Origin of the sequence: Staphylococcus sp. GDX7P312P (assembly GCF_008385775.1) — a bacterium.
GTDB classification, from domain to species: Bacteria; Bacillota; Bacilli; order Staphylococcales; family Staphylococcaceae; genus Staphylococcus; species Staphylococcus haemolyticus.
This window is the reverse complement of the sequence record NZ_VUKI01000002.1, coordinates 163,379-175,770: the sequence shown is the minus strand read 5'-3', so window position 1 is coordinate 175,770 and position 12,392 is coordinate 163,379. Positions and strand designations below refer to the sequence as shown.

At 33.3% G+C, this 12,392-nt stretch carries 12 protein-coding genes and 1 pseudogene; 11 read left to right on the top strand and 2 right to left on the bottom strand.

The features are described 5' to 3' along the window. Positions 1-1,144: pseudogene (locus tag F1592_RS01365) on the top strand (hypothetical protein); the annotation flags it as partial. Positions 1,145-1,534: 390 nt separating this feature from the next. Continuing rightward, entirely contained in the window at positions 1,535-5,140 is a 3,606-nt protein-coding gene (locus F1592_RS01360; RefSeq protein ID WP_107609731.1) for a YSIRK-type signal peptide-containing protein, read from the top strand. Positions 5,141-5,220: 80 nt separating this feature from the next. Here the strand turns inward: F1592_RS01360 and F1592_RS01355 are convergent, their stop codons facing one another. Further along, positions 5,221-5,622 (bottom strand): ribonuclease HI family protein, encoded by a 402-nt coding sequence (locus tag F1592_RS01355; RefSeq protein ID WP_037537078.1) that lies wholly within the window; start codon positions 5,620-5,622, stop codon positions 5,221-5,223. Positions 5,623-5,740: 118 nt separating this feature from the next. Continuing rightward, the gene (locus F1592_RS01350; protein ID WP_037537079.1) at positions 5,741-6,445 is read right to left on the bottom strand and encodes a queuosine precursor transporter; all 705 of its coding nucleotides are present in this window, start codon (positions 6,443-6,445) and stop codon (positions 5,741-5,743) included. Positions 6,446-6,649: 204 nt separating this feature from the next. On the opposite strand from F1592_RS01350, the gene F1592_RS01345 reads away from it, so the two are divergent. The 9 genes from F1592_RS01345 to msrB all read left to right on the top strand — a co-directional run bounded on the left by F1592_RS01345 (position 6,650) and on the right by msrB (position 12,384). Further along, a complete protein-coding gene (locus F1592_RS01345; RefSeq protein WP_075140546.1) occupies positions 6,650-6,844 on the top strand; it encodes a zinc-finger domain-containing protein in 195 nt (64 codons plus the stop codon). 12 nt (positions 6,845-6,856) lie between these two features. Then, a complete protein-coding gene (locus tag F1592_RS01340; RefSeq protein WP_037537080.1) occupies positions 6,857-7,108 on the top strand; it encodes a NifU N-terminal domain-containing protein in 252 nt (83 codons plus the stop codon). A 24-nt stretch (positions 7,109-7,132) separates the two neighbouring features. Next, positions 7,133-8,245 carry a conserved virulence factor C family protein gene (locus F1592_RS01335; protein WP_053017648.1) on the top strand — a complete coding sequence of 371 codons (1,113 nt, stop codon included), beginning with the start codon at positions 7,133-7,135 and terminating at the stop codon, positions 8,243-8,245. 36 nt (positions 8,246-8,281) lie between these two features. Beyond that, on the top strand, positions 8,282-8,716 hold the full coding sequence (gene brxA / locus F1592_RS01330; RefSeq protein WP_011275773.1) for a bacilliredoxin BrxA: 435 nt from the start codon (positions 8,282-8,284) through the stop codon (positions 8,714-8,716). 236 nt (positions 8,717-8,952) lie between these two features. Beyond that, positions 8,953-9,909, top strand: a complete 957-nt coding sequence (locus tag F1592_RS01325) for a thymidylate synthase (RefSeq protein ID WP_053017651.1) — start codon at positions 8,953-8,955, stop codon at positions 9,907-9,909. A gap of 61 nt (positions 9,910-9,970) precedes the next feature. Continuing rightward, complete coding sequence (locus tag F1592_RS01320; RefSeq protein ID WP_037537083.1) at positions 9,971-10,450, top strand: dihydrofolate reductase; 480 nt, start codon at positions 9,971-9,973, stop codon at positions 10,448-10,450. Positions 10,451-10,476: 26 nt separating this feature from the next. Next, entirely contained in the window at positions 10,477-11,322 is an 846-nt protein-coding gene (gene fakB2 / locus F1592_RS01315) for a fatty acid kinase binding subunit FakB2 (RefSeq protein WP_037537084.1), read from the top strand. 113 nt (positions 11,323-11,435) lie between these two features. Further along, a complete protein-coding gene (msrA, locus tag F1592_RS01310; protein ID WP_011275777.1) occupies positions 11,436-11,963 on the top strand; it encodes a peptide-methionine (S)-S-oxide reductase MsrA in 528 nt (175 codons plus the stop codon). After that, on the top strand, positions 11,956-12,384 hold the full coding sequence (msrB, locus tag F1592_RS01305) for a peptide-methionine (R)-S-oxide reductase MsrB (RefSeq protein ID WP_037537085.1): 429 nt from the start codon (positions 11,956-11,958) through the stop codon (positions 12,382-12,384). The genes msrA and msrB overlap by 8 nt, the downstream gene beginning before the upstream one ends. Positions 12,385-12,392: the final 8 nt, after the last annotated feature.

Here is a 12,392-nt window from a genome sequence, read left to right as displayed (position 1 = left end):
GGAACACCCATATGTCTCAACTTCTGCACCTAAGAAAGCGACTGATACGACACCTCCGACGGAACCTGTTGTGACGAATGATTTAACTGGTAAAGCAACGACTAAAACACCGATTACGGTAACATCGGATCCAAATACTCATGTTGATTTACTTGATAAAGACGGCAATATTATTGGTTCAGGTACTACGGATGATACAGGGCATGTTACTATCACTCCGATTAAACCGATTCCTGAAGGTAACGTTACTGCCAAGGCGACTGATAATGCAGAACATCCAAATAGTTCTACATCTCAACCGAAAAAAGCGACTGACTTAACACCGCCGGTGAAACCTTCAGTTGTTGGAACTCTAGATGGAAAAGCGGGAACAAAAGATCCTGTTGAAGTAGTGACAGATCCGAATACGAAAGTGGAGTTACTAGATAAAGATGGCAATGTTATTGGTTCAGGTACGACAGATAGTACGGGTCATGCGACAATTACACCAACGGTGCCTATTCCTGAAGGTAACGTCACTGTGAAAGCAACGGATAATGCAGAACATCCAAATAGCTCTACATCTGATCCAGTTAAAGCAACTGATACTACGCCACCAACGGTTCCAACACTTGATACTGATTTAGTTGGTAAAGCCGGTACTCAAACACCGATTACGGTGACAACGGATCCGAATACTCATGTTGATTTACTAGACAAAGATGGCAATATCATCGGTTCTGGTACAACAGATAATACAGGTCACGTCACAATCACACCGACAAAACCTATTCCTGAAGGTAATGTCACTGCCAAGGCAACTGATAATGCTGAACACCCGAATAGTTCTGTATCTAAACCAGTAAAAGCTACTAAACCTACTGTAAAATCAGGTAAAAAAGCTAAACACTATAAAACAAAAATATCTAAGAACCACAATTCAAAAGAGTATAGAAACCATAATTCAAATAAACCTAAAAATACAATACGTGGTGAAAAGAAAAATATAACTAATATAGGCGGTATTTCTAAAAATAAAGTAAAAGATTTACCAAATACTGGTATAAAAGAAACAACAGATAATTCATTACCTTATTTAGTTACACTACTAGGTAGCTTTGTTTTACTAATTGGTAGAAGAAAAGATAACAACAGAAATAAGTAATTCTAATATAACTGCTAATTAGAAAATCCACTGAGATCTTAAATGATTTCAGTGGATTTTTGATTTCAAAAATTCATATTTTAATATTAATTTAACATTAAAGTATCTATTGAAAATATAATCATATCAATATAATTTGACGAAATATTTCAGAGACATCTATTAAAAACTTTACCCCGTTTATCAATGAATTAAAATGAGACGACTATTTTTAAATATCACAACATTTATTATTAAATGAATGATATAATAATATTATATAAATTAAATTTGATTTCTATATCTAGTATGATATTAAATTAATAGTTATGTGAAATGCGTTAAATTAAAATGTCATAAACAATAACTTTTATTAATTTTTACTAAAATAGTAAAGGAGAATATCGCACCATGAATCAACATAATCAATTACAAAAATTTAGCATTCGTAAATATGCAATCGGTACCTTTTCAACATTAGTAGCGACATTCGTATTTTTAGGGGTAAACAACGATGCACAAGCTAGCGAGCATTTAAATCCCACTCAACAACTTACGAATAACAATCAAGAAAGTACAAATACGTCAATTCAACATTTAGCCAATAATCACACAGGTCAAGTACAATCAAATCAAGTCAATAACACTAATAATGAAGTTAAATTAAATAAACAAACTAATAATGATTCAAGTGTATCAAATCATCCACAAAACATTCACACTAGAAAAAAAAGAGCTTCTAATTCAGATGAAACTGATTTCACTAGAGTAGTTACAGGAACAGTCGAAGATTCTTCTAATCCTGCAACAAACCCTTCATCACCAACTACAAATGATCAGCAAGCACCGCTTATTAAACCAACTTTTGTTACAAGTGTGGGCGATGCAGCTAATACGAAAAGGCCAATTGAAATATTGACTTCACCTAATACTGAAGTAGCACTATTGGATAAAGATGGTGCAACAATGGGTACTGGTAGAACAAATGAAACGGGTCATGTCACTATTACTCCACAGCAGTGGATTCCCAAAGGTAATGTTTCAGCAAGAGCCACTCGTGGTACGGAAAGTGTTACATCAGATCCTGTGGAAGCGTTGAATACAGACCCTCAACATAGACCATTTGTAATCGAAGTTACAACTGATCCTTTTACAAGAATTGAATTAAGGGATAAATACAATAAACCTTTAGGGGCTTCAAGAACAAATGATAAAGGTCATGCTTACATTGTACCAACTAGACCTATTCCAGAAGGTAATGTAACAGCTGTAGCTACTGACGATAGTGGAAATTCATCTACTTCAGATCCTAAGAAAGCTACCGACACTACACCGCCTGATAAACCAATTATTCATACAAATTTAGTGGATAAAGTAGGTACAGTAACACCTATTGAAATTTCTACTGACCCTGATACTAAAGTTGAATTATTTGATAAAGATAATAATTTATTAGGTAGTGGAATGACTGATCATACTGGACATATTACAATTACTCCAAATAGACCATTGGTTGAAGGACCATTAACGGCTAAAGCAACAGATGATGCTGAAACACCAAATAGCAGTTACTCAGACCCAGTAAATGTAACAGATTTAACACCACCAACATCACCTAATCTAGAAACTGACCTAACTAGTAAAGCTGGTACTCAAACACCGATTACAGTTACAACAGATCCTAACACAGTTGTTGAATTGTTTGATAAAGATGGTAATAGTCTGGGATCTGGAACAACTGATTCTACTGGACACGTAACAATTAAACCTAATCGTCCGATTCCGGAAGGTGATGTAACCGCTAAAGCAACTGATAACGCAGAACATCCAAATAGTTCTACTTCTCAGCCAAAAAAAGCAACGGACACAACGCCACCAATCATTCCAATTTTCAATACAGAGATAGGTGGCAAAGCTGGTACACAAACGCCAATCACTGTTACGACTGATCCTAACACAACTGTTGAATTGTTTGATAAAGATGGTAATAGTTTAGGTTCTGGTGAAACAAATGGTTCTGGACAAGTGACAATCATACCGAATAAAGCAATTCCTGAAGGCAATATAACTGCTAAGGCGACTGACCATGCAGAACACCCTAATAGTTCTACCTCTGAACCAGTAAAAGCGACTGATACAACACCACCTACAAAACCATCTGTTGTGGGTAACTTGGATGGTAAAGCTGGTAGTACTGATCCTGTGGAAGTAACTACTGATCCAAATACTAAAGTTGAACTTTTAGATAAAGATGGTAATGTGATTGGTTCTGGCATGACTGATAGTACTGGACGTGCGTTTATTACACCAACTAAACCTATTCCTGAAGGTAACGTTAATGTTAAAGCCACCGATAATGCTGAAGAACCAAATAGTTCATATTCTGATCCAGTTAAAGCAACAGATACGACGCCACCAAATGCACCAACCTTTGATACAGATATCTCTGAAAAGGGGGGAACATTGACACCAATTTCAATCACTACCGACCCCCACACACACGTCGATATTGTTGATAAAAATGGTAATATTATAGGCTCTGGCACAACGAACGATCAAGGTCATGTAACAATAACGCCTAATATCCCAATCCCTGAAGGAAATATTTACGCAAAAGCGACTGACAATGCAGCACAACCAAATAGTACGACTTCACAACCTGTTAACGTTATCGATATAACACCGCCAATAAAACCAACAGTTCCTGGCGGATTAGCAGGTAAAGCCAATACACAGGATCCTATTGAAGTTGTAACAGATCCAAATACGCATATAGAAATATTTGATAAAGATGGACAACTCATTGGTACAGGTGACACGGACCAAAATGGTCATGCTTTTATTACACCTACAAAACCAATTCCTGAAGGTAATGTAACGATTAAAGCTACAGATCATGCTGAACATCCAAATAGCTCAACATCCGATCCAATCGAAGCTACAGACACAACGCCACCTTCAGTACCTAAAGTGAATACAGGTCTTAACGGAAAAGCAAATACTTATACACCGGTTTCAGTATCAACTGACCCTAACACTAAAGTGGAATTGTTAGACAAAGATTTCCATGTTATTGGCTCTGGCGTTACTGATGAAAAAGGTAATGCGATAATTACACCAACAAAGCCAATTCCTGAAGGCAATGTTTATGTAAAAGCAACTGACAATGCAGCACAACCAAATAGTTCGGTTTCTAAACCTGTTAAAGCAACTGATACAACACCACCACCTAAACCAGTAGTAAAAGGTAGTATGAATGGTAAAGCAGGTACTAAAGATCCAATTGAAATTATCACTGAACCGTACATTAAAGTAGAAATACTTGATAAAGATGGACATGTCATTGGCTCTGGAAAAACTGATAAAAACGGTCATGTAATAATTAAACCAAACAAACCATATCCTGAAGGTACAATTATTATTAAAGCTACAGATAATGCTCAGCCACCGAACAGTTCATTCTCAGATCCAATTAAAGTAACTGATACAACGGCACCAACTGAACCAAAAATTCATACAACACTGATTCATAAAGCAAATACTAAGACGCCAGTGAAAGTTACAACCGATCCTTATACACTTGTTGAATTATTGGACAAACATGGACATGTCATTGGTAAAGCTACGACTGATGGTAACGGAAATGCTACTATAAAACCAACAACACCAATACCAGAAGGTGACGTAACAGTAAGAGCTACTGATAATGCTCAACATCCTAATAGTTCTTTATCTAAACCAGTTAAAGCAACATTAGCTCATAATGATAAAGCACATAAAGATGGTCGTAATACTCATAATCCAAATCAAAAAGATTCAAAACACAATAGTGGAAATACAGATGATCAAGGTGATAATTTGAGAGGCTATAATCAAAATGATAGCAATCAAAATACTGTAGGCTCTTTACCTAACACTGGTTACAACAATAGTGAAACATCAACTGCATTCTTAATGACTTCACTATTGAGTGGGATCGCATTATTATCAAGAAGATTTAAAAAAGAAGAGAAGTAATGACTTTTTTTAATTGACTAAAAAACACCCCTTTATTTAATTTCAAATTAAATAGAGGGGTGTTATGTATTTAACTAATGTTAATTTTTCTTTTTAGTTAGTTTAAACAATGCTTGTTGCGCCATCTGATTTGCTTCTTTATTTTGTTCTCTAGGTACCCATTTTACAAACACCAATTCAAAACTTTTTTCGAGTATTTCCAAATTCTCATAATATGGTTTAAATCGTGCGTTTTTTACAAATCCTTGATTAACACTATCTTCAATTAATTTTGAATCAGTATATAATAAAGCATTAACAACATTCAGTTCACGAGCATGTTCAAGTGCATGAATAAGGGCAGCCCATTCCGCACTGTGATTATCTAGTTCGCCTAAGTCGTGCGTATATACATACTTTTCATCATTCTCTTTGATAACTATTCCGCATGCACTTCGCCCAGGATTACCTCTAGTAGCTGCATCAAAGTAAATTTTTGCCATATGAATTTAACACCTTTTTAATTTTTATAATTTCACTATTCTTATCGTATTACAAAATAAGAAAATAGGGAATGGCATAGATTTCATTAAGAAATCATTTCCATTCCCATAATATTCTTTAATATCCCTTATCTAGTTTATGAATTTGACCTTTACGATACATAGACTTAGCTATATAACCGAATGGTACATTAAATATAGTAGAAATAAGTTTTAATAAATAAGTTGTAATGAATATTTCGAATACAACCATATTTGGTAAAGTTCCTGCAAATGCAATTGTGACAAACAGTGCTGTGTCAATAATTGAACTTAACATGGTACTACCATAAGCACGAATGATAAATGTTTTATCTGAGCTAAATACTTTTTTAATTGCAGAGAAAATAAATACATCAACGTGTTGTCCAATAATATACGCAATAATTGAACCTAATGCAATTCTTGGTACTAAATCAAATATTGTTGATAAAGATTTTTGAGCCATATCCTCAGGTGCAGGTATAAAATGTAGTGACATTTGCATAACAATAATCATAACCAATGTAGAAGAAAATCCTAACCATACAGCTCTTTTCGCAACTTTGCGACCATAAATGTCATTAAGTATATCTGTAGCTAAATAAATAGACGCAAACATGACATTACCCAAAGTAGCAGAAATACCAAAAATATGAACTGTTTTGATTACTTGAATATTAGCAATAATTGTACCAATTGCTACCCAAGCAATTAAGCCTTGTTTGCCAAAACATCGAAACATTATAACCATTAATATAAATGTAACAAGAAATGTTGCTACACCGAAAATTTCATTATACATAAATATCCTCCTAAATTTTGATGATGCGGGTGTTTAGAAACCGCAAAAACAACTTAATTATTTTATAGTAATTACTTCATAAATGCAATACGACTTACCATTTTCATCAACACTTATTATTAATTAAATCGATTATTTCAAAATAAATACAAATTAAGTTATACTTATTCCATGCTTATATTAAGACAATACTGTACTTAAGGAGTGACTGTTATACTTACACATTCCGAACAAGAAGCAATTGATAAAATTGATGAATTAATGAATACTTATTGTGAAAAATGTTTACTAAAAACACATATCAGAAAAACAGAAGGGAAGACACAAGCACACCATTTTTGTATATCTGAGTGTTCAATAGGTAAACAAATCAAACAATTAGGTAATGAACTTCAATAGGAGGTAAGGACTATGCAAATTGTTTCAATTGAAGAAACACCAAATCATAACACTATGAAAATTAACCTAAGTGAAAAAAGAGAAGATAATAAATCTAATACATTTACTTCTGCTCAAGAAGGACAACCTGATTTCATAAATAAACTGTTCGATATTGATGGTGTAAAATCAATATTCTATGTTATGGATTTTATTTCTGTCGATAAAGAAGATAATGCAGATTGGAATAATATTCTTCCTCAAATTCAATCTACTTTTGAATAAATTTTTACAAGGGGAAATGCACTTATGGAGATATTAAGAGTAGAGCCGACACCAAGCCCTAATACTATGAAAATCGTATTATCTAACAAAAGGGAAGACAATAAATCTAATACATTCACATACATTGACGAACAACAACCACAATTTATTAATGATTTATTAGCAATTGACGGTGTCAAATCTATATTTTATGTGATGGACTTCTTAGCTATTGACAAAGAGCCTAAATCCGATTGGGAAGTGGTCTTACCTCAAATCACTTCAACTTTAAATAATGAGTCATTTTTAGATTCATCAAAAAAGCCCGATGAACACTATGGAGAGATTAAAGCTGAAGCACTTATGTTTAAAGGGATTCCATATCAAATTAAACTCACTACGAATTCAGATGAAAGTCGTAAACAGTTGCCAGACTATTTTGTTGAGAGTATGTTAAAAGCTCAAAAAGATGGAGACAATGTTGTGTTTTTACGTAAATGGCAAGATTTGGGAGTTAGATACGGTGATTTAGAAGAAGTTATGAATGAAGTGTACGAAGAAATCATTGCTTTATATCCATCTGAAAAGTTAGCATCTCTAGTTCAAACTGCATTAGAAACTGATATTGTTATTCCACAGCAACAATATCATCATGTAACTTTAAATGAATATAAAGAGGCAACTGATTGGAAAGATAAATTAAGAATGTTAAAAGAATTTCCAACACCTACACTTCAAGATATTGACCTATTAGATGAAGCTTTACAAGAAGATAAAGCACCCCTAAGACGACAAGCTATAGTATTAATAGGAATGATTGAAGATAAAGAAATTCTTCCATACTTATATAAAGGCTTACATGATAAGAGTCCCGCTGTTAGACGCACTGCTGGAGATTGCTTAAGTGATTTAGGTTATAAAGAGGCTCTGCCTGAAATGGAAAAAGCCTTAAATGATCCACAAAAAATTGTACGTTGGAGAGCTGCTATGTTTCTATTTGATGAAGGCGGACCAGAACAATTACCTAGTCTAAAGTCACACGCTAATGATCCTGCTTATGAGGTCAAACTTCAAATTGAGATGGCAATTTCTAGAATTGAAAATGGTGATGAGGCACTAGGTTCTGTATGGAAACAAATAGCTAATCGAAATAAATAATTATGTTAAAGTAAAACTAAATTAGGAGTGAATATTATGAATCCTTATGAACAATATATGCAAGAATTAGCACAACAAATGAGAGCTGAACTCACTGAAAATGGTTTTGAAAGTTTAGAAACAAGTGAAGATGTATCAAATTATATGAAAAATGTTAACGAAGAAGATACAACATTTGTAGTAATTAATTCTACATGTGGTTGTGCTGCTGGCTTAGCCAGACCTGCAGCTGTTGCCGTAGCAGAGCAAAATGACAAAAAACCAACAAATAAAATCACTGTATTTGCTGGACAAGATAAAGAAGCAACTCAAACGATGCGAGAGTACATCCAACAAGTTCCATCAAGTCCATCTTACGCTTTATTTAAAGGAACAGAATTAAAACATTTTATCCCTAGAGAACATATCGAAGGTCGTGACATTCAAGATATCTGTATGGATATTAAAGATGCATTTGACGAAAACTGCTAAGCAGTATAATTTTAAATAATTTGAGTCATCCATATTAAAGAATTCACTCAGAGTTACTACTATCATCCTTAATTAAGGGTATAAACATGAATTGAGTAAATAAGGACCCACTTTTCATTCCCAAATATAAAATTAAAAACTAATTTTATATTTGGGATTTTTTTATTTTAATTTTATAAATACGCATTATCTAGTATAATATTCAGTAATATAAACAATTCTAGGAGATGAGCAAAATGTTAAATTCCTTTGATTCAGCCTATCATGCTTTATGCGAAGAAATATTAGAAATTGGTAATCAACGGGATGATCGTACTCATACCGGTACTATTTCTAAATTTGGTCATCAGTTACGATTTGATTTATCTAAGGGTTTCCCATTACTTACAACAAAAAAAGTATCTTTCAAACTTATCGCTACAGAATTATTATGGTTTATTAAAGGCGATACAAATATACAATACTTACTAAAATATAATAATAATATTTGGAATGAATGGGCCTTCGAGAAATATGTGCAATCTAATGATTATCATGGTCCTGATATGACCAATTTTGGTCATAGAGCACTACAAGACGATGAATTTAATGAACTGTATAAAGACGAAATGTCTAAATTCAAACAACACATTTTAAATGATGACTCATTTGCAAAAAAATACGGAGATCTAGGTAATGTATATGGTAAACAATGGAGAGATTGGGTAGATAAAGAAGGTAACCACTTTGATCAACTTAAAACAGTTATTGAACAAATTAAAAATAGTCCAAATTCTCGCCGACATATTGTCTCAGCATGGAATCCAACAGAAATAGATAGCATGGCTTTGCCACCATGTCATACTATGTTCCAATTTTATGTTCAAGATGGCAAATTAAGTTGTCAATTGTATCAACGAAGTGCAGATATTTTCTTAGGTGTACCATTTAATATTGCTAGCTATGCATTATTAACTCATTTAATAGCAAAAGAGTGTAATCTTGAAGTTGGAGAATTTGTGCACACTTTTGGTGACGCACATATTTACTCTAATCATATTGAAGCAATAAAAACACAATTGTCTAGAAACAGTTTTGATCCGCCAACTTTAAAAATTAATTCAAATGCATCCATTTTCGATATCAATTACGAAGATTTAGAATTAATTGGATATAACTCACACCCAGCAATTAAGGCACCTATTGCTGTATAATAGGCTGAAATTTTGCGATTATTAATATAAACAATTTTTTCATACGGAGGGGAAGGGAAATATGACTTTATCAATTTTAGTAGCACATGATGAACAACGCGTTATTGGATATAATAATGATTTACCATGGCATTTACCTAATGATTTGAAACATGTTAAAAAATTATCAACTGGAAACACACTAGTGATGGGGCGAAGAACATTTGAGTCAATTGGTAAGCCGCTTCCTAACAGAAGAAATGTAGTGTTAACGAGTGACACAACGTTTAACGTTGATGGTGTAGATGTGATTCATTCTATAGATGATATTTACAAATTAGAAGGTCATATTTTCATCTTTGGTGGTCAGTCATTATTTGAAGAAATGATTGATAAAGTAGATGATATGTACATTACTGTTGTTGATGGTAAACACCAGGGCGATACATTTTTCCCACCTTATACTTTTGAAGAATGGGAAGTAGAGTCATCGGTAGACGGAGAGTTAGATGAGAAAAATACAATTCCACATACGTTTTTACATTTAGTACGTAAACATTAAATTAAATTGATAAACCGGAGGCACTTATGACTAAACAAATTATCGTGACTGATTCTACATCAGATTTATCACATGAATATCTAAAACAACATAATATACACGTAGTACCTTTAAGCTTAACGATTGACGGAAAATCATTTGTTGATCAAATAGATATTACATCTGAGGCTTATATTCAACGAATTGAGGAAGATGCCGACGTAAAAACAAGCCAACCACCAATCGGGAAATTTATTGAACTATACGAAGAACTTGGTAAAGAGGATGTTGAAATCTTTAGTATCCATATGTCATCAGGTCTAAGTGGTACATACCAAACTGCTTTGCAAGCCAGTGATATGGTTGACACTAAAGTAACCGTAATTGATTCCAAATCTATTTCATTCGGACTCGGGTACCAAATCCAACGACTTGTTGAATTAATTAATACGAATCTCTCGTCTAATCAAATCGTAGACAAACTCAAAGAATTACAAAAGAACATTAAACTCTTTGTTGTAATTGGACAATTAAATCAATTAATTAAAGGTGGACGCATAAGTAAGACAAAAGGTTTTATTGGTAATATAATGAAAATTAAACCCGTCGGCACTTTAGAAGATGGATATTTAGAAATCGTACATAATGCACGTACACAAAATTCTAGTATACAATATCTAAAAAAAGAAATTTCAGAATTTATCGATAAACATAAAATTAAATCGATTGGTGTTGCTCACGCAAACGTTCTTGACTTTGTTGACAAGCTCAAGTTGCAATTTGATGAGGCATTCGGCCAACAGAAATATGATGTTAATGTAACGACACCAGTTATTTCAACTCATACTGGTCAAGGAGCAATCGGCTTGGTTGTTGTTCGTGAATCAAATTAATTTCATTGCTTACTTCCTATTGTTCTTTTAATAAAATTCATCATTGTGAGTAGATTACTTTAAATAATAGTATTTATATCGTAAATTTAAATAATGACAGAGGAGGTAATAATATGGCATATGCAACTTTAGCTGGAGGATGTTTCTGGTGTATGGTTAAGCCTTTTACATCATATCCCGGTATTGAAGAGGTAGTATCTGGATATAGTGGAGGTCATGTTGAAAATCCAACGTATGAACAAGTTTGTACTAATCAAACTGGACATAGGGAAGCTGTTCAAATTCAGTTCAACTCAGACATTACGTCCTTTGAAAATATCTTAGATGTATATTTTAAAACTTTTGACCCTACAGACGGCGGTGGTCAATTCTTCGATAGAGGAGAAAGCTATGAACCGGCTATCTTTTATCATGATGAAGAGCAAAAGAAAGCAGCTGAACTTAAAATACAACAATTAAATGAAGAAGGTATTTTTAAAAAACCTGTTATAACGCCGATTCTTCCATACAAAAACTTTTATCCTGCGGAAGACTATCATCAAGATTATTACAAGAAAAACCCTGCTCATTATGAGCAATATCAACGTGGATCAGGAAGAAAATCATTTATCGAAACACATTGGGGGTCTCAAAATGATTAAAAAAGATAAAAATGAATTAAATGAAATGGAATATTTAGTTACTCAAGAAAATGGTACTGAACCTCCATTTCAAAATGAATATTGGAATCATTTTGATAAGGGTATTTATGTAGATAAAATTTCAGGCAAACCATTGTTTACTTCTGAGGAAAAGTTTGAATCTAATTGTGGTTGGCCAAGTTTCTCTAAATCAATTGATGATAATGAAATCATTGAACTCGTAGATAAAACATTTGGTATGATTAGAACAGAGGTTAGATCGGAAGATGCTAACAGTCATTTAGGTCATGTATTCAACGATGGTCCGAAAGAAAGTGGTGGACTACGTTATTGTATTAATTCTGCAGCGATTCAATTTATCCCTTATGATAAGTTAGAAGAACTTGGATATGGAGATTTAATTCCGCATTTTGAAAAATAGGAGTGACT

Excerpts from the sequence above, each read along its gene's own strand:
- F1592_RS01360 (WP_107609731.1), top strand. The coding sequence starts at position 1,535 with ATGAATCAACATAATCAATTACAAAAATTTAGCATTCGTAAATATGCA.
- F1592_RS01355 (WP_037537078.1), bottom strand. The coding sequence starts at position 5,622 with ATGGCAAAAATTTACTTTGATGCAGCTACTAGAGGTAATCCTGGGCGA.
- F1592_RS01350 (WP_037537079.1), bottom strand. The coding sequence starts at position 6,445 with ATGTATAATGAAATTTTCGGTGTAGCAACATTTCTTGTTACATTTATA.
- F1592_RS01340 (WP_037537080.1), top strand. The coding sequence starts at position 6,857 with ATGCAAATTGTTTCAATTGAAGAAACACCAAATCATAACACTATGAAA.
- F1592_RS01335 (WP_053017648.1), top strand. The coding sequence starts at position 7,133 with ATGGAGATATTAAGAGTAGAGCCGACACCAAGCCCTAATACTATGAAA.
- brxA (WP_011275773.1), top strand. The coding sequence starts at position 8,282 with ATGAATCCTTATGAACAATATATGCAAGAATTAGCACAACAAATGAGA.
- F1592_RS01325 (WP_053017651.1), top strand. The coding sequence starts at position 8,953 with ATGTTAAATTCCTTTGATTCAGCCTATCATGCTTTATGCGAAGAAATA.
- F1592_RS01320 (WP_037537083.1), top strand. The coding sequence starts at position 9,971 with ATGACTTTATCAATTTTAGTAGCACATGATGAACAACGCGTTATTGGA.
- fakB2 (WP_037537084.1), top strand. The coding sequence starts at position 10,477 with ATGACTAAACAAATTATCGTGACTGATTCTACATCAGATTTATCACAT.
- msrA (WP_011275777.1), top strand. The coding sequence starts at position 11,436 with ATGGCATATGCAACTTTAGCTGGAGGATGTTTCTGGTGTATGGTTAAG.
- msrB (WP_037537085.1), top strand. The coding sequence starts at position 11,956 with ATGATTAAAAAAGATAAAAATGAATTAAATGAAATGGAATATTTAGTT.